The 22,050-nt window shown below is 73.3% G+C and carries 19 protein-coding genes; 14 read left to right on the top strand and 5 right to left on the bottom strand.

Annotation, left to right across the window (positions count from 1 at the left end; all coding sequences use genetic code 11):
• The first annotated feature begins 1 nt into the window (after position 1).
• From ftsZ to ACIPXB_RS11765, 6 genes are all read left to right on the top strand, one after another.
• Complete coding sequence (gene ftsZ / locus ACIPXB_RS11790) at positions 2 to 1,216, top strand: cell division protein FtsZ (protein WP_401447757.1); 1,215 nt, start codon at positions 2 to 4, stop codon at positions 1,214 to 1,216.
• Positions 1,217 to 1,236: 20 nt separating this feature from the next.
• Positions 1,237 to 1,947, top strand: coding sequence for a peptidoglycan editing factor PgeF (pgeF, locus tag ACIPXB_RS11785; RefSeq protein ID WP_401448283.1), 711 nt, complete (start codon positions 1,237 to 1,239; stop codon positions 1,945 to 1,947).
• 3 nt (positions 1,948 to 1,950) lie between these two features.
• Positions 1,951 to 2,670 (top strand): YggS family pyridoxal phosphate-dependent enzyme, encoded by a 720-nt coding sequence (locus ACIPXB_RS11780; RefSeq protein WP_401448281.1) that lies wholly within the window; start codon positions 1,951 to 1,953, stop codon positions 2,668 to 2,670.
• A 149-nt stretch (positions 2,671 to 2,819) separates the two neighbouring features.
• Complete coding sequence (locus tag ACIPXB_RS11775) at positions 2,820 to 3,437, top strand: cell division protein SepF (RefSeq protein ID WP_401447754.1); 618 nt, start codon at positions 2,820 to 2,822, stop codon at positions 3,435 to 3,437.
• A gap of 40 nt (positions 3,438 to 3,477) precedes the next feature.
• Positions 3,478 to 3,774, top strand: a complete 297-nt coding sequence (locus tag ACIPXB_RS11770) for a YggT family protein (protein WP_401447751.1) — start codon at positions 3,478 to 3,480, stop codon at positions 3,772 to 3,774.
• A 55-nt stretch (positions 3,775 to 3,829) separates the two neighbouring features.
• Positions 3,830 to 4,963: a DivIVA domain-containing protein gene (locus tag ACIPXB_RS11765; RefSeq protein WP_401447749.1), complete on the top strand. Its 1,134-nt coding sequence runs from the start codon at positions 3,830 to 3,832 to the stop codon at positions 4,961 to 4,963.
• A gap of 763 nt (positions 4,964 to 5,726) precedes the next feature.
• On the opposite strand, the gene ileS is transcribed toward ACIPXB_RS11765, so the two are convergent.
• Positions 5,727 to 8,897 (bottom strand): isoleucine--tRNA ligase, encoded by a 3,171-nt coding sequence (ileS, locus tag ACIPXB_RS11760; RefSeq protein ID WP_401447747.1) that lies wholly within the window; start codon positions 8,895 to 8,897, stop codon positions 5,727 to 5,729.
• Between the two features lie 561 nt (positions 8,898 to 9,458).
• Between ileS and ACIPXB_RS11755 the strand changes: the two genes are divergently transcribed.
• Genes ACIPXB_RS11755 through ACIPXB_RS11735 form a run of 5 tightly spaced genes read left to right on the top strand, consistent with a single transcriptional unit; the run spans position 9,459 to position 14,071 of the window.
• A complete protein-coding gene (locus ACIPXB_RS11755; RefSeq protein ID WP_401447745.1) occupies positions 9,459 to 10,391 on the top strand; it encodes a TraR/DksA family transcriptional regulator in 933 nt (310 codons plus the stop codon).
• A gap of 58 nt (positions 10,392 to 10,449) precedes the next feature.
• On the top strand, positions 10,450 to 11,019 hold the full coding sequence (gene lspA, locus ACIPXB_RS11750) for a signal peptidase II (protein WP_401447743.1): 570 nt from the start codon (positions 10,450 to 10,452) through the stop codon (positions 11,017 to 11,019).
• A gap of 17 nt (positions 11,020 to 11,036) precedes the next feature.
• Positions 11,037 to 11,978, top strand: coding sequence for an RluA family pseudouridine synthase (locus ACIPXB_RS11745; protein ID WP_401447741.1), 942 nt, complete (start codon positions 11,037 to 11,039; stop codon positions 11,976 to 11,978).
• Positions 11,975 to 12,442: a GNAT family N-acetyltransferase gene (locus tag ACIPXB_RS11740; protein ID WP_401447739.1), complete on the top strand. Its 468-nt coding sequence runs from the start codon at positions 11,975 to 11,977 to the stop codon at positions 12,440 to 12,442. Before ACIPXB_RS11745 ends, ACIPXB_RS11740 begins: the two co-directional genes overlap by 4 nt.
• A gap of 36 nt (positions 12,443 to 12,478) precedes the next feature.
• Positions 12,479 to 14,071 (top strand): Na+/H+ antiporter, encoded by a 1,593-nt coding sequence (locus ACIPXB_RS11735; RefSeq protein WP_401447737.1) that lies wholly within the window; start codon positions 12,479 to 12,481, stop codon positions 14,069 to 14,071.
• Between the two features lie 48 nt (positions 14,072 to 14,119).
• On the opposite strand, the gene ACIPXB_RS11730 is transcribed toward ACIPXB_RS11735, so the two are convergent.
• Positions 14,120 to 15,139, bottom strand: coding sequence for an SDR family NAD(P)-dependent oxidoreductase (locus ACIPXB_RS11730; protein ID WP_401447735.1), 1,020 nt, complete (start codon positions 15,137 to 15,139; stop codon positions 14,120 to 14,122).
• A complete protein-coding gene (locus ACIPXB_RS11725; protein WP_401447733.1) occupies positions 15,136 to 16,425 on the bottom strand; it encodes a UDP-N-acetylglucosamine--N-acetylmuramyl-(pentapeptide) pyrophosphoryl-undecaprenol N-acetylglucosamine transferase in 1,290 nt (429 codons plus the stop codon). The genes ACIPXB_RS11730 and ACIPXB_RS11725 overlap by 4 nt, the downstream gene beginning before the upstream one ends.
• 110 nt (positions 16,426 to 16,535) lie before the next feature.
• Between ACIPXB_RS11725 and ACIPXB_RS11720 the strand changes: the two genes are divergently transcribed.
• Both ACIPXB_RS11720 and ACIPXB_RS11715 read left to right on the top strand, forming a co-directional pair.
• Positions 16,536 to 17,231, top strand: coding sequence for a response regulator transcription factor (locus ACIPXB_RS11720; protein WP_401447730.1), 696 nt, complete (start codon positions 16,536 to 16,538; stop codon positions 17,229 to 17,231).
• Between the two features lie 53 nt (positions 17,232 to 17,284).
• Positions 17,285 to 18,652, top strand: coding sequence for a sensor histidine kinase (locus ACIPXB_RS11715; RefSeq protein WP_401448278.1), 1,368 nt, complete (start codon positions 17,285 to 17,287; stop codon positions 18,650 to 18,652).
• On the opposite strand, the gene ACIPXB_RS11710 is transcribed toward ACIPXB_RS11715, so the two are convergent.
• Entirely contained in the window at positions 18,620 to 19,672 is a 1,053-nt protein-coding gene (locus ACIPXB_RS11710) for a mechanosensitive ion channel family protein (protein WP_401447728.1), read from the bottom strand. The two genes, ACIPXB_RS11715 and ACIPXB_RS11710, sit on opposite strands and share 33 nt — an antisense overlap.
• A 50-nt stretch (positions 19,673 to 19,722) precedes the next feature.
• Between ACIPXB_RS11710 and ACIPXB_RS11705 the strand changes: the two genes are divergently transcribed.
• Positions 19,723 to 20,292, top strand: a complete 570-nt coding sequence (locus tag ACIPXB_RS11705; RefSeq protein WP_401447726.1) for a dienelactone hydrolase family protein — start codon at positions 19,723 to 19,725, stop codon at positions 20,290 to 20,292.
• 19 nt (positions 20,293 to 20,311) lie between these two features.
• Here the strand turns inward: ACIPXB_RS11705 and ACIPXB_RS11700 are convergent, their stop codons facing one another.
• Positions 20,312 to 22,039, bottom strand: a complete 1,728-nt coding sequence (locus ACIPXB_RS11700; RefSeq protein ID WP_401447724.1) for a serine/threonine-protein kinase — start codon at positions 22,037 to 22,039, stop codon at positions 20,312 to 20,314.
• Positions 22,040 to 22,050: the final 11 nt, after the last annotated feature.

Raw genomic sequence — 22,050 nt, 5'->3', positions numbered from 1 at the left:
CGTGGCAGCACCGCAGAACTACCTCGCAGTCATCAAGGTCATCGGTGTCGGCGGCGGTGGTGTCAATGCCATCAACCGAATGATCGAGGTCGGTCTCAAGGGCGTCGAGTTCATCGCCATCAACACCGACGCCCAGGCGCTGTTGATGAGCGACGCCGACGTCAAGCTCGACGTCGGCCGTGAACTGACCCGCGGCCTCGGCGCCGGCGCCAACCCGGCAGTCGGTCGCAAGGCGGCAGAGGACCACCGTGAGGAGATCGAGGAGGTCCTCAAGGGGGCCGACATGGTCTTCGTCACCGCCGGCGAGGGCGGCGGCACCGGCACCGGCGGCGCCCCCGTCGTCGCGAACATCGCGCGCTCGCTCGGCGCCCTGACGATCGGTGTGGTCACCCGGCCGTTCACCTTCGAGGGCCGGCGCCGCGCGAACCAGGCGGAGGACGGCATCGCCGAGCTCCGCGAAGAGGTCGACACCCTCATCGTCATCCCCAACGACCGGCTGCTGTCCATCTCGGACCGCCAGGTCTCGGTGCTCGACGCCTTCAAGTCGGCCGACCAGGTCCTGCTCTCGGGCGTCCAGGGCATCACCGACCTCATCACCACGCCGGGTCTGATCAACCTCGACTTCGCCGACGTCAAGTCCGTGATGTCCGAGGCCGGCTCGGCGCTCATGGGCATCGGCTCGGCCCGCGGGGACGACCGCGCCGTGGCCGCCGCCGAGATGGCCATCTCCTCGCCCCTGCTCGAGGCCTCCATCGACGGCGCCCGGGGCGTGCTGCTCTCCATCTCCGGCGGCAGCGACCTCGGTCTCTTCGAGATCAACGAGGCCGCCCAGCTGGTCAGCGAGGCCGCGCACCCCGAGGCGAACATCATCTTCGGCGCCGTCATCGACGACGCCCTCGGCGACGAGGTACGGGTCACCGTCATCGCCGCCGGGTTCGACGGCGGACAGCCCCCGGCCCGCCGGGACAACGTCATCGGCGCCGCCTCCACCAAGCGCGAGGAGCCGGCCCCGCCGGTCCGCGCCGCCGAGCCGGTACGCCCCGCCTTCGGCGGACTCGGCAGCGTGACCCCGCGCGAGGACCCGCCGGCCCCGGTCGAGCCGGCCCCGGTCGAGGTCCAGCCGGCCCCGGCCGCCAGTGCCCCCCAGGTCCCCACCGCCCGGCCGTACCAGGACAGCCCGGCCGAGGAACTGGATGTCCCGGACTTCTTGAAGTGACCATAGGACAGCAGCACACCGTGGGCGGCGCCCACTTCGCCTTCACCGACCGGTGGGGCGGGGTGAGCGCCGCTCCGTACGAGGAGCTCAACCTCGGCGGGGCGGTCGGCGACGACTCCGCCTCCGTACGGGAGAACCGGGCGCGCGCCGCGCGGTTCCTGGGCCTGGAGGCCGACCGGGTCGTCTGGATGAACCAGGTGCACGGCCGCGACGTGGCCGTGGTCGACGGCCCCTGGCCGCTCGGCGCGGAGATCCCGGCCGTGGACGCGGTCGTGACCGCCCGTCGGGGCCTGGCCCTGGCGGTCCTCACCGCCGACTGCACGCCGGTCCTGCTGGCCGACCCGGTCGCCGGGATCGCGGCGGCCGCCCACGCCGGGCGGCCCGGACTGGTCGCGGGCGTCGTGCCCGCGGCCGTCGAGGCCATGGCCGCCCTCGGCGCCGAACCGGGCCGGATCGTGGCCCGAACCGGCCCCGCCGTCTGCGGACGTTGTTACGAGGTGCCGGCCGACATGCGGGCCGCGGTCGCCGAGGCCGTCCCGGCCGCGTACGCCGAGACCAGCTGGGGCACTCCGGCGGTCGACGTGGTGGCCGGCGTCCACGCCCAGCTCACCGAGCTGGGGGTGACGGACGCCCAGGCCTCCCCGGTCTGCACCCTGGAGTCGGGGGACCACTTCTCGTACCGCCGCGACCGGGTGACCGGGCGGCTTGCCGGATATGTCTGGTTGGACTGATGACTGATGGACCGTAAAGCCGAACTCGCCGCCAATCTGGCGCGGGTGGAGGAGCGGATCGCCGCCGCCTGCGCGGCGGCGGGGCGCAAGCGGGACGAGGTGACCCTCATCGTGGTCACCAAGACATATCCGGCGAGCGACGTACGTCTCCTGGCGGACCTGGGAGTCCGTCATGTGGCGGAGAATCGCGACCAGGATGCCGCCCCCAAGGCCGCGGCCTGCGCGGATCTGCCGCTCACATGGCACTTCGTGGGTCAGTTGCAGACGAACAAAGTCCGTTCCGTCGCGGGATACGCGCACGTTGTGCAATCGGTCGACCGGCCGAAGCTGGTGACAGCGCTCTCGGCGGCCGCCGAGAAGGCGGAGCGCGAACTGGGCGCTCTGGTGCAGATCGCCCTCGACGCCGGAACCGGCGAACGGGGCGAGCGGGGCGGCGCCGCGCCGGACCTGCTGGGGGAGTTGGCGGACGCGATCGCCGGGGCTCCCGGGCTGCGGCTGGACGGGCTGATGACCGTCGCCCCGCTGGCCGGACCCTACGCGGGACGTGAACAAGCCGCCTTCGAGCGCCTGATGGAATTGTCATCCGGCCTGCGCGCGGTCCATCCGGCTGCCACGATGGTGTCGGCCGGAATGAGTGCCGACCTGGAACAGGCCATCCTGGCCGGTGCGACACATGTACGCGTCGGCACTGCGGTACTCGGCGCGAGACCCCGGCTCGGGTAACGTCGCGAAGAAAGTCGGACCACAGCAGAAAATATGGTCATCCCCGCTGATGGGCGGGCGGACCACGTGGATCGCGGGCAGTTGGTGACTTTTGTGACACTGCGGCCTCGCGGCAGGGGCGATCCACCACAGAGCGGAGGACTCGGAGAATGGCCGGCGCGATGCGCAAGATGGCGGTCTACCTCGGCCTCGTGGAGGACGATCGGTACGACAACCCGGGATACGACCCCGACGACGAGTTCGAGCCCGAGCCGGAACCGGAGCGCGCTCGCGACAGGGATCACCGGCAGCAGCCGGTGCACCAACCGCCCGTATCGGACGAACCGGTACGAGCAGTGCAGCCGCCGCCGCAGCGCGAACCTATCCCATTGCCGGTCGAAAGCGGACGGCCTGCGCGAATCGCCCCCGTGGCATCCATCACACCTGAACGCCCGAATCTGGAGAAGAACGCCCCCGTGATCATGCCCAAGGTCGTGTCCGAGCGGGAGCCCTACCGCATCACGACGCTCCACCCCCGGACCTACAACGAGGCCCGTACCATCGGGGAACACTTCCGTGAGGGCACTCCGGTGATCATGAACCTGACGGAGATGGACGACACCGACGCGAAGCGTCTCGTGGACTTCGCGGCCGGTCTCGTGTTCGGATTGCACGGAAGTATTGAACGCGTGACACAGAAGGTGTTCCTGCTGTCTCCTGCTAACGTCGATGTCACGGCGGAGGACAAGGCCCGCATCGCGGAGGGCGGGTTCTTCAACCAGAGCTAGACCGGACAGCGAGAGCAGCAAGGGGAGAGGGAAGCACAGGATGGGCGTCGCACTGCAGGTGGTCTACATCGCGCTGATGTGCTTCCTCATCGTGCTGATCTTCCGACTGGTCATGGACTACGTCTTCCAGTTCGCCAAGTCGTGGCAACCCGGGAAGGCGATGGTGGTCGTTCTGGAGGCCACCTACACTGTCACCGATCCACCGCTCAAGCTTCTGCGGCGGTTCATTCCGCCGTTGCGTCTCGGGGGCGTGGCACTCGACCTGTCCTTCTTCGTTCTGATGATCATTGTTTACATCCTGATCAGCCTCGTGCGCACCGCTGCGAGTGCCGTGTGAACGATGCCGACTTGGTCTTGCCGACTGCCGACGACTACGTAGAGGTGAAGAAGACATGCCGCTGACCCCTGAGGACGTGCGGAACAAGCAGTTCACGACCGTCCGCCTCCGAGAAGGCTATGACGAGGACGAGGTCGATGCCTTCCTTGACGAGGTCGAGGCCGAGCTGACGCGTCTGCTGCGCGAGAACGAGGACCTGCGCGCGAAGCTGGCCGCCGCGACGCGTGCCGCCGCGCAGAACCAGCAGCAGCAGGGCATGCGCAAGCCGGAGCCGCAGGACCAGCGCGGTCCGGGCGCCCCCGTGCCCGCGGCCATATCCGGCCCGCCGGTCCAGCAGGGCCCCCCGCAGATGGGTCCGCCGCAGCTTCCCGGCGGCCAGCCGCAGCTGCCGGCCGGTCCCGGCCACGGCGGTCCGCAGGGCCCCGGCCCGATGGGCGGCCCCATGCAGCACAGCATGGGCGGCCAGAACCAGCTCGGGCAGCCCATGGGCCAGCAGATGGGCCAGCCCATGGGGCAGCAGATGCAGCCCATGGGCCAGCCGATGGGTCAGCAGATGCAGCCGATGGGCATGCAGCAGCCGCAGCTGCCGCAGCCCGGTCAGGGCCCGGGCGGCGACAGCGCCGCGCGCGTCCTCTCGCTCGCGCAGCAGACCGCCGACCAGGCGATCGCGGAGGCCCGCTCCGAGGCCAACAAGATCGTCGGCGAGGCGCGCAGCCGCGCCGAGGGCCTGGAGCGGGACGCCCGCGCCAAGGCCGACGCGCTGGAGCGGGACGCCCAGGAGAAGCACCGCGTCGCGATGGGCTCGCTGGAGTCCGCGCGCGCCACGCTGGAGCGCAAGGTCGAGGACCTGCGGGGCTTCGAGCGGGAGTACCGGACGCGGCTGAAGTCGTACCTGGAGTCGCAGCTGCGTCAGCTGGAGACGCAGGCGGACGACTCGCTGGCGCCGCCGCGGACGCCGGCGACCGCGTCGCTGCCGCCGTCCCCGGCGCCGTCGATGGCTCCGGCGGGTGCGATGCACTCGATGGGTGCGCCGTCGCCGATGGGTGGAGCGCCGTCGTACGGCGGTCAGCAGCAGATGTCGCCCGCGATGACGCAGCCGATGGCTCCGGTGCGGCCGGCTGCGCCGCAGCCGATGCAGCAGGCGCCGTCGCCGATGCGGGGCTTCCTGATCGACGAGGACGACAACTAGTCACCGCCGTCCGGTGACACACGGGCCGGGCCCGGGTTCCAGTGGAACCCGGGCCCGGCCCGTTTCCCGTCCCCGGCGGCGCCGGAAGGTTGCCCGGTGGGCCAGGTTTCGGGGCTCCGCCCCGGACCCCGCGCCTCAATCGCCGGCGGGGCTGGAGTGGTGCCCGGCGGCGCTGATAGTTGCCCAGGGGGGCAGGTTTCGGGGGCTCTGCCCCGGGCCCCGCGCCTCAATCGCCGACGGGGCTGGGATGGGGCCCGGCGGCGCTGGAATGGGGCCCGGCGAAGGCTGGAGTGGGGGCCCGGCGGCACTGGAATGGGGCCCGGCCGCGCTGGGATGGGGCCCGGCGAGGTGGGAGTGGGGCCCGCGGCGCTGGGATGGGGCCCGCGGGGCTGGGATGGGGCCCGCGGGGCTGGGATGGGGTCCGCGGGGCTGGGATGCCGCGGAGCGGCATGTCCAGCCCGCGCGGCGTTTGAGCGCACGGGCGCGAAGCGCACGTACTGGGGGCCTGGGGGCGGAGCCCCCGATCTTTGAGCCCCGCCGGCGATTGAGGCGCGGGGCCCGGGGCAGCGCCCCGTTCACCCGGCCCCGTCGGGTGCCTTCCGGCCCCGTCGGCGGGCCCTCGCTCTTTGAGCCCCGCCGGCGATTGAGGCGTACCGATTCAGCGCCGCCGGCGTTTGAGGTGCCGGGGCCGGGCGGCGTCACGGTTGCACCGCGTAGTGGGCGGCCCGCCCCCCCCGGGAACGAGGGGGCGGGCCGTGAGGGGCTATGCCTTGCGGAGGCGGAACGTCAGGGACAGGGGGGTGTCCGTGAACGGGGTGCCGTACGTGTCGTCGGCGTCGCCCGCCGCGAAGTCCGTCGCCAGGACCTCGTCCGCGATCAGGGCGGCGTGGTCCGTCAGGGCCGTGACGACCTCCGGATCCGTCGACGACCACCGCAGCGCGATGCGGTCCGCGACGTCCAGGCCCGAGTTCTTGCGGGCCTCCTGGATCAGGCGGATCGCGTCACGGGCGAGGCCCGCCAGCCGCAGCTCCGGCGTGATCTCCAGGTCAAGGGCGACCGTCGCGCCCGAGTCCGAGGCGACGGACCAGCCCTCGCGCGGGGTCTCCGTGATGATGACCTCCTCCGGGGAGAGGGTGATCGACTCGCCGTTCAGGGAGATCTCCGCGGAGCCGGACCGCAGGGCCAGGGACAGCGCCGCCGCGTCGGCCGCGGCCACCGCCTTCGCCACGTCCTGCACGCCCTTGCCGAACCGCTTGCCCAGCGCCCGGAAGTTCGCCTTCGCCGTCGTGTCCACCAGGGACCCGCCGACCTCGGAGAGCGAGGCCAGGGAGGAGACGTTCAACTCCTCCGTGATCTGGGCCCGGAGGTCGTCGGACAGCGCGTCGAAGCCCGACGCTCCGACCAGCGCCCGGGACAGCGGCTGGCGCGTCTTGACGCCGGACTCGGCCCGCGTCGCACGGCCCAGCTCCACCAGGCGCCGGACCAGGAGCATCTGCTGCGACAGCGTCGGGTCCACGAGCGCGGCGTCCGCCACCGGCCACGTCGACAGGTGCACCGACTCCGGCGCGTCCGGGGTGACCGGAACGACCATGTCCTGCCACACCCGCTCGGTGATGAACGGGGTCAGGGGGGCCAGGAGACGGGTGATCGTCTCCACCACGTCGTGGAGGGTGCGCAGCGCCGCCGCGTCACCCTGCCAGAACCGGCGGCGCGAGCGGCGCACGTACCAGTTGGACAGGTCGTCCACGAACGCCGAGAGCAGCTTTCCGGCGCGCTGGGTGTCGTACGCCTCCATCGCCTCCGTCACCTCGCCCACCAGCGCGTGCAGTTCGGAGAGGAGCCAGCGGTCCAGGACCGTGCGGTCGGCCGGGGCCGGATCGGCCGCCGAGGGCGCCCAGTTCGACGTACGGGCGTACAGCGCCTGGAAGGCGACCGTGTTCCAGTACGTGAGGAGCGTCTTGCGGACGACCTCCTGGATCGTGCCGTGCCCCACGCGCCGGGCCGCCCACGGCGAGCCGCCGGCCGCCATGAACCACCGCACGGCGTCGGCGCCGTGCTGGTCCATCAGCGGGATCGGCTGGAGGATGTTGCCGAGGTGCTTGGACATCTTGCGGCCGTCCTCGGCGAGGATGTGGCCCAGGCAGACCACGTTCTCGTACGAGGACTTGTCGAAGACCAGCGTGCCGACGGCCATGAGGGTGTAGAACCAGCCGCGGGTCTGGTCGATGGCCTCGGAGATGAACTGCGCCGGGTAGCGGGACTCGAAGAGTTCCTTGTTCTTGTACGGGTAGCCGTACTGCGCGAACGGCATCGAACCCGAGTCGTACCAGGCGTCGATGACCTCCGGCACGCGGACCGAGGTGAGGGAACAGCCCTCGGCCGTGCAGGGGAAGGTGACCTCGTCGATGTACGGGCGGTGCGGGTCCAGGGCGGAGAGGTCCGTACCGGTCAGCTCCGAGAGCTCGGCACGCGAGCCGATGCACGTGAGGTGGTTCTCCTCGCAGCGCCAGACCGGCAGCGGGGTGCCCCAGTAGCGGTTGCGGGAGAGCGCCCAGTCGATGTTGTTGTTCAGCCAGTCGCCGAAGCGGCCCTGCTTGACCGACTCCGGGAACCAGTTGGTCTTCTCGTTCTCGCGCAGCATCGCGTCCTTGACGGCGGTGGTGCGGATGTACCAGGACGGCTGCGCGTAGTAGAGCAGCGCGGTGTGGCAGCGCCAGCAGTGCGGGTAGCTGTGCTCGTAGGCGATGTGCTTGAAGAGCAGGCCGCGCGCGTCGAGGTCGGCGGTCAGCTTCTCGTCGGCCTTCTTGAAGAAGACGCCGCCGACGAGCGGGACCTCCTCCTCGAAGGTGCCGTCGGGGCGGACCGGGTTCACGACGGGCAGGCCGTACGCGCGGCACACCGCGAGGTCGTCGGCGCCGAAGGCGGGGGACTGGTGGACCAGACCGGTGCCGTCCTCGGTCGTGACGTACTCGGCGTTCACGACGTAGTGGGCGGGGGCGTCGAAGGGCACCAGCTCGAAGGGGCGCTGGTAGGTCCAGCGCTCCATCTCCTTGCCGGTGAAGGACTCGCCGGTGGCCTCCCAGCCCTCGCCCAGGGCCTTCTCCAGCAGCGGCTGGGCGACGACCAGCTTCTCTGCGTCCTCGCCGCCGGTACGGCGGGCGACGACGTAGGTGACCTCGGGGTGGGCCGCCACGGCGGTGTTGGAGACCAGGGTCCAGGGGGTGGTCGTCCAGACCAGCAGGGCCGCCTCGCCGGCCAGCGGGCCGGAGGTCAGCGGGAAGCGCACGAACACCGAGGGGTCGACGACCGTCTCGTAGCCCTGCGCCAGCTCGTGGTCGGACAGGCCGGTGCCGCAGCGCGGGCACCAGGGGGCGACGCGGTGGTCCTGGACGAGGAGGCCCTTGTTGAAGATCTCCTTCAGGGACCACCAGACCGACTCGACGTACTCGGGGTCCATGGTCCGGTACGCGTCGTCCAGGTCGACCCAGTAGCCCATGCGGGTGGTGAGCTGGGCGAACGCGTCGGTGTGGCGGGTCACGGACTCGCGGCACTTGGCGTTGAACTCGGCGATGCCGTACGCCTCGATGTCCTGCTTGCCGTTGAAGCCGAGCTCCTTCTCGACGGCGAGCTCGACGGGCAGGCCGTGGCAGTCCCAGCCGGCCTTGCGGGCCACGTGGTAGCCGCGCATGGTCCGGAAGCGGGGGAAGACGTCCTTGAAGACGCGGGCCTCGATGTGGTGCGCGCCGGGCATGCCGTTGGCGGTGGGCGGGCCCTCGTAGAAGACCCACTCGGGGCGGCCCTCGGACTGCTCCAGGGTCTTGGCGAAGGTCTTGTTGTCCTGCCAGAACTCCAGGACGGCGTGCTCCAGGGCGGGCAGGTCGACCTGGGCGGGTACCGGGCGGTACTGCGGCTTCGGCTGCGGCTGCGTACTCATGAGGTGGGTGTCTTCCTCCGGCGGGGGTCTGCTCTCCGTCCGGAGGGACGAGAGCGCGCAGCTCCCGCGGTACCACCCTCCTTGGCCGCCGGACGGGTCCGGTGGCCCCCTCATTGGGGTGCGAAGCCGGTTCTACTGGCCCCAGGGCGCTCCTGCGGCGTTCTTCCGGCGGCTCCGGGGTGATCCTTCACGTCGCGCTCGCCCCCGGGCTCTCACCGTCCCCGGGTCGCTCCTGGCTGCGTCCGACGCTACTCGTCCCCATCCATGCCTCTCGCTGGGCCCAGTGTACGGGCCGGGGGGCGGGACGGCAGACCGGTTTTCGCCGGGGCGTGGCGGGGGCGCGGGGCGGGCCGCGCGATGACCCGAACGGTCCCGTGTGCGCCGGGGGCTCCGCGCGGGCTTCCGCGGGGGCTCCTGTGCGGATTACCGGGCGCGCAGGTGGGCACAACGGATGCAGGTTGGCCTCGAAGGACGCGCGCCCCGTTGCCGTGGGGCTGGAGTCGATTTATCGTCCCAGCACGATTCGCGTGCAATATCACAGTATGTGAAGGGGCCGCGGCCATGGTGGTGAAGAAGACCGCCGCGAAGAAGTCCACGGCGACCGGGACGGCGGCGAAGAAGGCCGTGGCGACGAAGGCCGTGGCGAAGAAGGCCGTGGCGAAGAAGGCGCCGGACAAGAAGGCCGCGGGCAGGAAGGCCGCGGTCGCGGAACCGGTCGCCGGGAAGGCCGCAGCCAAGAAGGCGACGGCCAAGAAGGCCCCGGCCAAGAAGGCGACGGCCAAGAAGGCGACGGCCAAGAAGGTCCCGGCCAAGAAGGCCGTGGACGGGAAGGTCACCGAGAAGTCCGCCGCGAAGGTCGCTGCGAAGGCCGCCGCGCAGACCAGCAAGAAGTCCGCCGGGAAGACCACCAGGACGACCACGAAGAAGGCCACCGCCAAGGCGGCGGTGACCGAGGGGGCGGCCCAGGCCGCGAAGCAGACGGGAGCCGGGACAGTGGTTGCCAAGAAGAGCACCGGTACGGGACGGTCCAGGAAGGCGGCCACCGCCGCCACCAGCGGGCTGCCCAAGGTCCGCGTCGCCGCCGTGCCCGCCGAGCCCGGCGAGCTCGCCGTACGGCCGGGCGAGGAACCCTGGACGCCCGCCGAGGTCGCCGAGGCACGCTCCCAGCTGCAGAGCGAGGTGCTGCGGCTCCAGGCCGAGCTCCAGGCCTCCGACGAGGCCATCTCGGGCCTGATGCGCGATTCGGGCGACGGCGCCGGCGACGACCAGGCGGACACCGGCACCAAGAACATCACCCGCGAGCACGAACTGGCCCTCGCGTCGAACGCCCGCGAGATGCTGGAGCAGACCGAGCGCGCCCTGGAGCGTCTGGACGCGGGCACCTACGGGCTGTGCGAGAACTGCGGCCGGCCCATCGGCAAGGCCAGGATGCAGGCGTTCCCGCGGGCCACGCTGTGCGTGGAGTGCAAGCAGAAGCAGGAGCGGCGGCACTAGTCGTCGCGGGCTGACGTACCCTCGTCTTGCAGTTGTCGAGCTAGTTCGAGGGACTCACGTGGCAGAGGCGGAGCGCATCATCGGTACGCCGGAGGTCGGAGACGACGCGTCGCAGCCGCAGCCGGAGCCCGTACCCGCGGGCGGGCACCGGCGGATCGTCGCGCTGCTCGTGGTGGCGGTGCTGGCCTTCGCCCTCGACCTCGGCAGCAAGATGATCGTGGTGGCGAAGCTGGAGCACCAGCCGCCGATCGAGATCGTCGGCGACCTGCTGAAGTTCACGGCGGTCCGCAACCCCGGCGCCGCCTTCGGCTTCGGCGAGGCCTTCACGATCCTGTTCACCTGCATCGCGGCGACCGTGATCGTGGTGATCGTGCGGCTGGCCCGCAAGCTCTACAGCCTGCCCTGGGCCATCGCGCTCGGTCTCCTGCTGGGCGGTGCGCTGGGCAACCTCACCGACCGGATCTTCCGTTCGCCGGGCGTCTTCCGGGGTGCGGTGGTCGACTTCATCGCGCCCGCGCACTTCGCCGTCTTCAACCTGGCGGACTCCGCGATCGTGTGCGGCGGCATCCTGATCGTCCTGCTGTCGTTCCGGGGCCTGGACCCGGACGGCACCGTCCACAAGGACTGACAAGGCATACTCGACGGGTGAGTACGATTCCCGAGATCCGCACCCTGCCCGTTCCCGATGGCCTCGAAGGCGAGCGCGTCGACGCCGCCATCGCCCGTATGTTCGGTTTCTCCCGGACGAAGGCGGCCGAGCTCGCGGCCGCGGGGAAGGTGGCGGTCGACGGCAGCGTCGTCGGGAAGTCCGAGCGGGTGCACGGCGGCGCCTGGCTCGAGGTCGAGATGCCCGCGCCGCCGCGGCCGGTCGAGATCGTGGCCGAGCCGGTCGAGGGCATGGAGATCGTCCACGACGACGACGACATCGTCGTGATCATGAAGCCGGTCGGGGTCGCCGCCCACCCCAGCCCCGGCTGGACGGGCACCACGGTCATCGGCGGTCTCGCCGCGGCCGGCTACCGGATCTCCACCTCCGGCGCCGCCGAGCGCCAGGGCATCGTGCACCGCCTCGACGTCGGCACCTCCGGCCTGATGGTCGTCGCGAAGTCCGAGCGCGCGTACACCTCGCTCAAGCACCAGTTCCGCGAGCGGATCGTCGACAAGCGCTACCACACCCTGGTACAGGGGCACCCGGACCCGATGAGCGGCACCATCGACGCGCCGATCGGGCGGCACCCCAGCGCCGACTACAAGTGGGCGGTGACCCAGGACGGCAAGCCGTCCATCACCCACTACGACCTCATCGAGGCCTTCCGCGCCGCCTCCCTGCTCGACATCAAGCTGGAGACGGGGCGCACCCACCAGATCCGCGTGCACATGTCCGCGCACCGCCACCCCTGTGTCGGCGACCTGACGTACGGCGCGGACCCGACCATCGCCAAGCGGCTGGGCCTGACCCGGCAGTGGCTGCACGCGGTGCGGCTGGGCTTCGAGCACCCCTCCGACGGGCAGTGGGTGGAGTTCGAGAGCACCTACCCGGCGGACCTCCAGCACGCGCTGGACGTGATCCGCAAGGAGAGCGAGTGACCGGGACCGGGATCGAGGTCCGCCGGGTCACGACCGCGGAGGACCTGGCGGCCTGCTACGCGGTCCGTACCGAGGTCTTCGTCGTCGAGCAGGGCGTGCCCGAGGCGGTCGAGTACGACGCGTACGACGCCGGCGCGATCCATGTCCTGGCCGTCGGCCCCGACGGCCCCCTGGGCACCGGCCGGCTGCTGTACGGGCCCGCGGCCCTGGCCAAGACCGGTGACCCGGAGGTCGGATCGCTGGGCCGGCTGGCCGTGCTGAAGGCCGCGCGCGGCCTGGGCGTGGGCGCGCTGCTGGTCCGCGCGATCGAGGCGGAGGCCGTGGCGCTGGGCCTGTCGGCCGTGGATCTCGGGGCGCAGACGCACGCGCTCGGCTTCTACGAGCGGCTGGGCTACGAGGCGTACGGGCCGGAGTTCGACGACGCGGGCATGCCGCACCGGGCGATGCGGCGCCGCCTGCCGTAGACCGGAAACCGGGCACACCGTGGCAAGGTGGGCGCTGTGGATCAGCTCGCCTTGCTGTTCGTGCTGCTGCTCGGGGCCGTGGTCACCGTGCCGCTCGGGGACCGGCTGGGGCTGCCCGCGCCGGTGCTGATGACCGTGGCCGGGATGGTGCTGGCGGTCCTGCCGTTCGTCCCCGACGTCGACATCCGGCCCGAGTTCATCCTGCCGCTGGTGCTGCCGCCGCTGCTGTACGCGGGCGTGCAGCGCACCTCCTGGCGGCAGTTCGCGGCCAACGTCCGGCCGATCCTCCTGCTGGCGGTCGCGCTGGTGTTCGTCACGACCGCCGCCGTCGCCGCCACCGCGCACGCCGTCGTCCCCGGGCTGCCGGTCGCCGCCGCCGTCGCGCTGGGCGCGCTCGTGGCGCCGCCCGACCCGGTCGCGGCCACCGCCGTCGCCGGCTCGCTCGGGCTGCCCCGGCGCATGGTGTCGATCCTGGAGGGCGAGGGCCTCTTCAACGACGTCACCGCGATCGTGCTCTACCACGTGGCCGTCGCCGCGGCCGTGAGCGGCAGCTTCTCCTGGCCCGGGGCCCTGGGCGCGTTCGTGCTGTCGGCCGTCGTCGCCGTGGCCGTCGGGCTGGGACTGGGCTGGCTCACGAACCGGCTGATGGGGCGGCTGGGCGACGCCACGCTCCAGATCGGGCTCACACTGCTGGTGCCGTTCGTGGCGTACGTGCTGGCCGAGGAACTGCGCGGCTCGGGCGTCCTGGCGGTCCTGACGACCGCGCTGTTCCTCGCCGAGTACGCGAGCGACGCCGACGACGTGCTCGGGCGGCTGGCCGGGCACACCTTCTGGGAAGTCATCGACACGCTGGTGACGGGGGTCGCGTTCGGCCTGATCGGCCTGGAGCTGTACAACGTCTTCGGTACGGCGGGCGGCCGCGCGGCCGAGCCGGCCGGCTGGGCGGCGGCCGTGACCGCGGTCGTGGTCGGCGTACGGCTGCTGTACCTGCTGCCGGCGGCGTGGCTGGCGCGCAAGCTGCACGACCGGCGCGACTACGACGAGGAGATCCCGCTGAGCTGGCGGGAGAGCGTGGTGATGTGGTGGGCCGGGATGCGGGGCGTGGCCTCGGTCGCCCTCGCGCTGGCCATCCCGCTGACCACGGACGCCGGCGACCCGTTCCCCGCCCGCGACCAGATCGTCTTCATCGCCTTCGCGGTGGTCATGACGACGCTGGTGCTCCAGGGACTGACCCTGCCCTGGCTGGTGCGCCGGCTGGGCGTGGAGCCGGACACGGACGCGCAGCGGGAGTTCGAACGGCAGCTGGCCGTCCGCGCCGCGAAGGCGGCCAGGCGGCGGCTGAAGGAGATCGAGGGCGTCGAGGAACTGCCGGAGGACCTGGTCGAACAGCTCCAGCGGCGGGCCTTCGACGTCGGCGCGCGGATCAGCCCCGACCTGGTGGACGAGGAACGGCGGGAGGCGTACGCGCAGCGGGTCTCGCGGCTGCACACCGTCCAGCGGATCCAGCGGGAGATGATGTCGGCGGCCCGTCACGAGGTCCTCTCGGCGCGCAGCGAACCGGGCGCCGACCCGGAGGTCGTGGACCGCGTGCTGCGCCACCTCGACGTCCGCAGCCTCCGGGCGCCGTAGCCGCCGGGCCCGGTACGCCGGGCCCGGCGGCTACGGCGCCGGGTGTCGTCAGACCTGGTAGCGGGCCGGGGCGAACAGGTGCGGATGGGTCGCGACCCAGTCCGACGTGCGGCGCAGGCCCTCGGCCAGCGGCACCCTCGGCGCCCAGGAGGCCCAGGCCAGGGCCCGGGAGTTGTCCGACAGCAGGCGCTCGACCTCACTGCCCGACGGCCGCAGCCGGGCCGGATCGGTCACCACCGACGCCTCCCGCCCCGACGCCGCGATCAGGGCCGCCGCCAGGTCGCCGATCGAGATCTCCTGCCCCGTGCCCAGGTTGACGACCTCGCCCAGCGCCCGGTCGCAGGCCGCCACCGCCAGGAAGCCCTCCGCCGTGTCCGTCACGTACGTGAAGTCCCGGGTCGGGGTCAGCGAGCCCAGCCGGATCTCCCGGACGCCCGCGTGCAGCTGCGCCAGGATCGTCGGGATCACCGCACGCGCCGACTGCCGCGGACCGTACGTGTTGAACGGCCGGACCACCGCCACCGGCAGCTCGAACGCGTGGTGGAACGAGAGCGCCATCATGTCCGCGCCGATCTTCGACGCCGAGTACGGCGACTGCGGCTGGAGCGGATGGGTCTCGGAGATCGGGGCGGTCAGCGCCGTGCCGTAGACCTCGCTCGTCGAGGTGTGCACCAGCCGCCGCACGCCCCAGCGCCGGCAGGCCTCCGCCACGTTCTGCGTCCCGGTCACGTTCGTCTGTACGTACGCGCCCGGCGAGTCGTAGCTGTACGGGATCCCGATGAGGGCCGCCAGGTGGAACACCGTGTCGCAGCCGGCCACCGCGTCACTGACCCGGCCGGCGTCGCGGACGTCGCCCGCCCACATCTCCACCTCGCCGGTGCCGTCGGCCAGGTACCGCTTCAGGTGGCCCTTCTCGGCGTACGGCTTGTAGTGGACGAAGGCCCGGACCCGGGCGCCGCGCGCCACCAGCAGGTCCACCAGCGTCGAGCCGATGAACCCCTCCGCCCCGGTGACGAGCACGGTGCGGCCGGTCCAGTCGAAAGCGGTTCCGTCGTGGGCGATGGTCATGCGGACTCCAGGGAGAACGGGAGGGAAGGGGAGGAGGGGGAGGAAGGGGAGCAGAGGGAGGGGGGAGGGGCGGGGAGACCGGCTGTACGCAGCACGTGCGCCGCCAGCAGTTCGGCGGCCCGCGCGTGGGGTCCGGGGTCGGCCGCCCCGGCCATCGCGGCCAGCCGGCCGGGGTCGGCCAGCAGCGGGCCCACGAGCTCCGCCAGCCGGCCGCCGGTGGTCTCGGCGTCCGCCAGCAGCAGGCCCGCGCCCGCGTCGCAGAGCACCCGCGCGTTGTGCGTCTGGTGGTCGCCCGGCGCGTGCGGGTAGGGGACCAGGAGCGCCGGGACCCCGGTCGCCGCCAGTTCCGCGACCGTCGCCGAACCCGCCCGGCACACCACCAGGTCGGCGGCCGCGTACACCAGGTCCATCCGGTCCAGGTACGGCACCGCCCGCGCGATCCGGTCCCCGCCCGAAGCCGCCAGTTCCGCCGCCGTCCGGTCCAGCACCGCCGGCCCGGTCTTGATCAGCAGGGTGACGTCGTCCCGGTCCCGCCACCGCCGGGCCAGCTCCGTCGCCGCCCCGGTCAGCCGTACGGCGCCCAGGCTGCCGCCGTTGAAGACCACCAGCCGCCGCCGGCCGGGGACACCGAGCTCCCGCCGGGCCCGGGCGCGCAGGTCCGCCCGCTGTGCCGGGCCGAGCGAGGCCAGCCGGGCCAGCGCCGCCGAGATCGGCATCCCGGTGGTCAGCGCCCGCTCCCCGCCCGCCAGATGGCCGCGGCTGCGGTCGAAGGCGACCGCGATGTGCGGGGTCAGCCGGGCCGCGAACCGGTTCGCCCGGCCCGGCACCGCGTTGGACTCGTGGATCACCGCCGGCAGCCCCGCGAGCCGGGCCCCCAGCACGGCCGGCGCGCTCGGGTAGCCGCCCATGCCGACGACGACCTGCGCGCCCTGCGCCCGGATCACGTCGCGGGCCTGCCGGGCCGAGCGGAGCAGGGCCGCGGGCAGCAGGTACCGCTTCGCGCCGAGCGAGGGATCGAAGGGGATCATGTCGACGGTGTGCAGCCGGTAGCCCGCGCCCGGGATCAGGTCCGTCTCCAGACCCCGTTCGGTCCCGACGAACGAGACCACCGCGCCCGGAACGGCCGCGCGCAGCGCCTCGGCGAGCGCGAGACCGGGATAGATGTGACCGCCGGTGCCGCCCGCGCCGATCACGACGGACAGCGGGGGGCCGAGGGGTGCGCCGAGGGGTGCGCCGCAGGGTGTGCCGGCGGGAGTGCTCGTAGGAGTGCCCGTAGGAGTGCTCATGCCCGCACCCTCCCGGTGTGCCCTAAGAAGGTTCTAAGAGGTTCGCCCGCCCCCTTTGGCAGGCTGTGTCCCATGAGCGAAGCGCGAGGGGCACGGGACGGGGGCCGGCAATGAGTGAGCCGCACCACCGGATCCTGGTGGTCGACGACGAGCCGGAGGTACGGGCCGCCGTCGAGGACGGGCTGGCCGTCGAGGGGTACGAGGTGCGCGGCGCCGGCGACGGACTGGCCGCGCTCTCCGCGATCGCGGCCTGGCAGCCGGACGCCGTCGTCCTCGACGTGATGATGCCCGTCCTCGACGGGCTCGGCGTGTGCCGGCAGCTGCGCGCCCTCGGCGACCGCACCCCCGTGCTGGTCCTGACGGCCCTGGACTCCGTCAGCGAGCGCGTCGACGGGCTGGAGGCCGGCGCCGACGACTACCTGGTCAAGCCCTTCGCCCTGGACGAGCTGATGGCACGGGTACGGGCCCTGCTGCGCCGGGCCGCCCCCGACGACGTGGCGGGCTCGGCCCCGCTGTCCTACGCCGACCTGGAACTGGACCCGGACACCCGGACCGGCCACCGGGGCGGACGGCCGCTGGAGTTCAGCCGTACCGAGTCCGCGCTGCTGGAACTCCTGCTGCGCCACCCCGGCCAGGTGCTGCCGCGCGAGCTGATCCTGGAGCTGGTCTGGGGCCAGGACTTCGGGCCCGGGTCCAACTCGCTCGCCGTCTACGTCGGCTACCTGCGCCGCAAGCTGGAGGCGGGCGGCGAGCCGCGCCTGGTGCACACCGTCCACGGCGTCGGCTACCGCCTGGAGGCCCGGTGAGCCGGCGCCGCGCCGGGCCGCCCTGGCGCCGCCGCCGGCCGCTGCGGACGCGGATGGCGCTGGCCGCGACCGCCGCCGTGGCCTTCGTGGCGCTCGGTGTGTGCACGGCCGCCTTCTTCGTGGTGCGCGGCCAGCTCTACCAGCAGCTCGACCTCAGCCTCACCCAGTCGGCCCGGCTGGCCGCGCAAGGAGAACGGGACGCGGCGCCCGGCACCCTCGCCGGGCAGTGCCGGTACCTGGCCGCGCCGGCCTGCGCCGAGGTGGTCCCGGCCGACCCCGCGCGGGACCCGGCCGCGCCCTACCTGCTGCCGGTCACCGGCGCCGCCCGCGCGGTCGCCGCCGGCCGGCACGCGCCGTACTACACCGACATCACCGTCGCCGGGCATCCCGCCCGGATGCTCACCACCGACTACGCCAAGGGCCGCGCCCTCCAGGTGGCCCTGCGCTCCGACACCGTCCAGGACGGCATCCGGCAGGCCGCCCACCGGCTCGTCCTCGTGGGCGCCGCCGGGGTGCTGCTCGCCGCCGCCCTCGGCTACTGGGTCTCGCGCACGGGCCTGGCACCCGTCACCCGGCTCACCGCCATGGCCGAACGGATCGCCGCCACCCGCGACGCGCGGCTGCGCATCGAGCTGCCGCCGCCGGGCCGCGAGGACGAACTGACCCGGCTGGCCGGCAGCTTCAACACCATGCTCGGCGAGCTCGAACAGTCCGTCACCGCCCAGCGCCGCCTGGTCGCGGACGCCTCGCACGAGCTGCGCACCCCGCTCACGGCGCTGCGCACCAACGCCGAACTCCTCGCCCGCGCCGACCGGCTGACCCCCGGGCAGCGCGACCGGGCCCAGGCCGCGCTCGGCCGCCAGCTGCGCGAGGTGACCGGCCTGGTCAACGACCTGATCGAACTCGCCCGTGACGAGGAGCCGCGGCCGCTGCTCGAACAGGTCCGCCTCGGGCCCCTGGTGGAGAGCTGCGTCCAGGCCGCGCGGACCCACTGGCCGGCCGTCCCCTTCACCGTCCGGTGCACCGGCGAGGTGGTCCTGGCGGGCGTACCGGCCCGGCTGACCCGGCTGCTGGCCAACCTGCTCGACAACGCGGCCAAGTTCAGCCCGCCGGGCCGGCCGGTCGAGGTCGAGCTGACCCCGGCCGCCCTGACGGTCCGCGACCACGGCCCCGGGATCGCCCCGGAGGACCTCCCGTACGTCTTCGACCGCTTCTACCGCGCGAGCACGGCCCGCGCCCTGCCCGGCTCGGGTCTGGGCCTGGCGATGGCCCGCCAGATCGCCCGCGCCCACGGTGCGGAGCTGCACGCGGAGGCGGCTCCGGGCGGCGGGGCGCTGTTCCGGCTGGTCCTCGGCGGGCGGGAGGGCGCGGAACGGGAGGGCGGCGGGTCAGGAGGAGACGGCGCCGCCCGGGGGGAGTGAGGTGGCGAGGCGGGGCAGCGCGCCGGGGTGTTCGGCGACCAGCCAGGCGATCATCCGTTCGCGGACCGCGCAGCGCACCGTCCACACGTCGTTCGCGTCCTTGGCCGTGACCACCGCCCGCACCTCGATGGTCGTCGGGGTGGTGCCCGTGACCACCAGACCGGACGAGCGGCCGTCCCACTCCGGGATGTCCTTGAGCAGATCGGCCAGCCGCTCGCGCATCAGGGCGACCGGCGCGCTGTGGTCCAGGTGCCAGAAGACGGTGCCGGTCATCTCCGCACCGCCGCGCGACCAGTTCTCGTACGGCTTGCCGGTGAAGTACGACACCGGCATGGTGATCCGCCGCTCGTCCCAGGTGCGCACCGTCAGGAAGGTCAGCGTGATCTCCTCGACCGTGCCCCACTCCCGGTCCACGACCACCGTGTCCCCGATCCGTACGGTGTCGCCGAACGCGATCTGCAGGCCTGCGAACAGGTTGCTCAGACTGGACTGAGCGGCGATGCCGGCCACGATGCCGAGCACACCGGCCGAGGCGAGCAGCGAGGCGCCCATCGTCCGCATCGCCGGGAAGGTCAGCAGCATCGCGGCGAGCGCGACGACCACGAACACCGCGGTCACCACCCGCTGGATGAGGGTGACCTGGGTACGGACCCGGCGCACCCGCGCCGAGTCGGGCGCCGCGGCCGCGTACCGCGCGTACCAGGCGTCGACGACCGCCGTCGCGATCCGCACCAGCAGCCAGGCCGCCGACGCGATCAGCACCAGGTTCAGCGCACGGGCGACGCCGACGGAGTGGTCGGGAAGCACCTTCGTCTGCCGGTAGGCCGCGCGCAGCAGCGCGGCGCCGAGCAGCAGCTGGAAGGGGACCCGGCAGCGGCGCAGCAGCCCCCACAGCGGGGTCTCGCGGTGCCGGCCGTCGGCACGGCGCAGCAGCAGGTCCAGCAGCCACCCCGCCAACAGGGTGATCACGACCGCGCCACCGACGACGGTCAACGGGCGAAGGACGGACTCCATCTCCATGCCAGTGAACGTAACCGAATGACGCCCCCGGAAACTGGCACGATGGGTGCATGAACATCATGCTCTTCCATTCGACGTACGGGCTGCGGCCCGCGGTGCTGGCGGCGGCCGACCGGCTGCGCGCCGCGGGGCACCAGGTGCAGGTGCCGGACCTCTTCGAGGGGCGCACCTTCGACACCGTCGAGGACGGCATGGCCTTCCGGGACGAGGTCGGCCGCGACGAGCTGCTCCGGCGGGCGGTGCTCGCGGCGGCGCCGTACTCCGACCAGGGCCTGGTCTACGCCGGTTTCTCCTTCGGCGGCTCCGTGGCCCAGCACCTGGCACTGGCCGACGCGAAGGCGCGCGGGCTGCTGCTCCTGCACGGCACCGCCGACCTCGCGGACGACACCATGCTCGACGAGCTGCCGGTGCAGCTGCACGTCGCGGACCCGGACCCCTTCGAGCCGCACGACTGGCTGACCGCCTGGTACCTGCGGATGCGGCGGGCGGGCGCGGACGTCGAGGTGCACAGCTACCCGGGCGCGGGGCACCTGTTCACCGACCCGGACCTGCCGGACTACGACGCCGAGGCCGCCGAGCAGGCCTGGACGGTGGCGCTCGGCTTCCTCGACAGCCTGTAGCCGGTGGCGGGCGCGGCCGTCAGGGCCGGCGGCACTGGCCGGAGGGGGAGGCGGCCGGCGGGGCGCACTGGTACCGGTAGTCGTCCTCGGCGTTGCTGAGCCAGCGGCCGATGCACTGGTTGGCCGTGGTCCGGCCGCGGGCCGCGCAGAAGGACAGCGCGGCCCGGCCGTCGGTGAAGGGGCCGGGGGCGTAGACGACCCAGTAGCCGGGGTTCAGCGAGGCGTACCGGGAACTGTCGAGCACCTGCGCCTCGGGCACGCTGCCGCGGAGGCCGGCCAGCACCTGGTCCCGGGCGGCCGTGCCGGACGTCTTGGGCTCGGAGTGGAGCTGGGCGATCCAGCTGCCGCCGGCGGGCTGCGCGGGGGTGCCCGGCCGGTCCGGCGCGGGCGGGGGCGTGGGCGTCGGCGTGGGTGTGGGCGTGGGGGAGGGGGCCGGGCTCGGTGGCGCCGGTGCCGGCGCCGCCGGGCTGCCGGCCGGGCTCGCCGTCCGGCTGGGGTCCGGCGCCGGCGTGGAGGCCGGGGCCGAGGTGGTGGCCGTACCGCCGCCCTGCGCGACGGAGCCGCCGGTGTCCTCCGGCCGGGTCAGCACGTAGATCCCCAGGCCCAGCAGCAGGAGCGCGACGAGCACGGCGCCGGCGGCGAACGGGCCGGTCCGCCGGCGCGGCCGCTCGGGCGGGGCGGCGTACGGGCCGATGGTCGCGAGCGCCTCGTGGGGCGTCTCGGCGTAGGGACCGGGCCCCGGTACGGCGGGCGGGGTGTCCGCCGGCGGCGCGGGCGGACCGGACCGCGCGCCCGCCCCCGCCGGTGCGCCCGGCCGGCCCGGCGCACCGGGAGGGGGCGGGGTCGCCGGAGCGGGCGCGGGGGCCGGTGCCGGGTCGACGCGGGTGGGCTCGGGCGGGCCCGGGAACGGCTCCGGCCCGGGTGCCGGAAGCGGCGCCCCCGCCGCGACCGCCGCCAGCAGGGCGTCCAGGCGGCGGGCGTCCGGGCGGGCCGCCGGGTCGCGGACCAGGACCTCGGCCAGGACGGGGCCCAGCGCGCCCGCGCGGCGCGGCGGCGGGACCGGGTCGTCCAGGACGGCGGCCAGGGTGGCCAGGGTGGTCGTGCGCCGCATGGGGCTGACGGCCTCGACGCACACGTAGAGCGTCATGGCCAGCGACCACAGGTCGCACGCCGGGGTGTCGGCGCCGCGGATCCGTTCGGGGGCGAGGAATTCGGGCGTACCGATGATCTCGCCGGTCCGGGTCAGCGAGGTCGCGTCCTGGAGGGCGGCGATGCCGAAGTCGGTGAGGACGGCCGAACCGTCCGCGCGCAGCAGCACGTTGGCCGGTTTCACGTCCCGGTGGTGGATCCCGGCGGCGTGCGCGGCGCTCAGGCCGGCCAGGACCTCGCGGCCGAGGCGGGCGGCCTCGGCCGGGCGCATCGGCCCGCGTTCGAGGCGCTGCTGGAGCGAGCCGCCGGACAGCAGTTCCATCACGAGCCAGGGGTGGGGGCCCTGGTCCACGATGTGGTGGACGGTGACGACGTGGGGGTGGCTGATCCGCGCCTGGGCGCGGGCCTCGCGCAGGATCCGTTCGCGCAGGACCCGGGAGGCCTCGTCGTCCTCGCCGGGCCACGACCGTACTTCCTTGACGGCCACCTCACGGTGCAGGGCACGGTCCAGCGCTCGCCAGACCGTGCCCATGCCTCCGCTGCCGAGCCGCTCCAGCAGCTCGAACCGTCCGTCGATCACGTCCCCCGGCGCGCTCATGGCGCCAGGTT

Source organism: Streptomyces sp. NPDC090022 (genome assembly GCF_044748145.1).
GTDB lineage: Bacteria > Actinomycetota > Actinomycetes > Streptomycetales > Streptomycetaceae > Streptomyces.
Note: the sequence above shows the minus strand (reverse complement) of the source record. Positions and strands in the feature narration are given on the sequence as shown.

Bases quoted from the DNA above. Each gene is read 5' to 3' on its own strand.
- ACIPXB_RS11775 (WP_401447754.1), top strand. From the start codon at position 2,820: ATGGCCGGCGCGATGCGCAAGATGGCGGTCTACCTCGGCCTCGTGGAG.
- ACIPXB_RS11770 (WP_401447751.1), top strand. From the start codon at position 3,478: ATGGGCGTCGCACTGCAGGTGGTCTACATCGCGCTGATGTGCTTCCTC.
- ACIPXB_RS11765 (WP_401447749.1), top strand. From the start codon at position 3,830: ATGCCGCTGACCCCTGAGGACGTGCGGAACAAGCAGTTCACGACCGTC.
- ileS (WP_401447747.1), bottom strand. From the start codon at position 8,897: ATGAGTACGCAGCCGCAGCCGAAGCCGCAGTACCGCCCGGTACCCGCC.
- ACIPXB_RS11755 (WP_401447745.1), top strand. From the start codon at position 9,459: ATGGTGGTGAAGAAGACCGCCGCGAAGAAGTCCACGGCGACCGGGACG.
- ACIPXB_RS11730 (WP_401447735.1), bottom strand. From the start codon at position 15,139: ATGACCATCGCCCACGACGGAACCGCTTTCGACTGGACCGGCCGCACC.
- ACIPXB_RS11725 (WP_401447733.1), bottom strand. From the start codon at position 16,425: ATGAGCACTCCTACGGGCACTCCTACGAGCACTCCCGCCGGCACACCC.
- ACIPXB_RS11720 (WP_401447730.1), top strand. From the start codon at position 16,536: ATGAGTGAGCCGCACCACCGGATCCTGGTGGTCGACGACGAGCCGGAG.
- ACIPXB_RS11715 (WP_401448278.1), top strand. From the start codon at position 17,285: ATGGCGCTGGCCGCGACCGCCGCCGTGGCCTTCGTGGCGCTCGGTGTG.
- ACIPXB_RS11710 (WP_401447728.1), bottom strand. From the start codon at position 19,672: ATGGAGATGGAGTCCGTCCTTCGCCCGTTGACCGTCGTCGGTGGCGCG.
- ACIPXB_RS11705 (WP_401447726.1), top strand. From the start codon at position 19,723: ATGAACATCATGCTCTTCCATTCGACGTACGGGCTGCGGCCCGCGGTG.
- ACIPXB_RS11700 (WP_401447724.1), bottom strand. From the start codon at position 22,039: ATGAGCGCGCCGGGGGACGTGATCGACGGACGGTTCGAGCTGCTGGAG.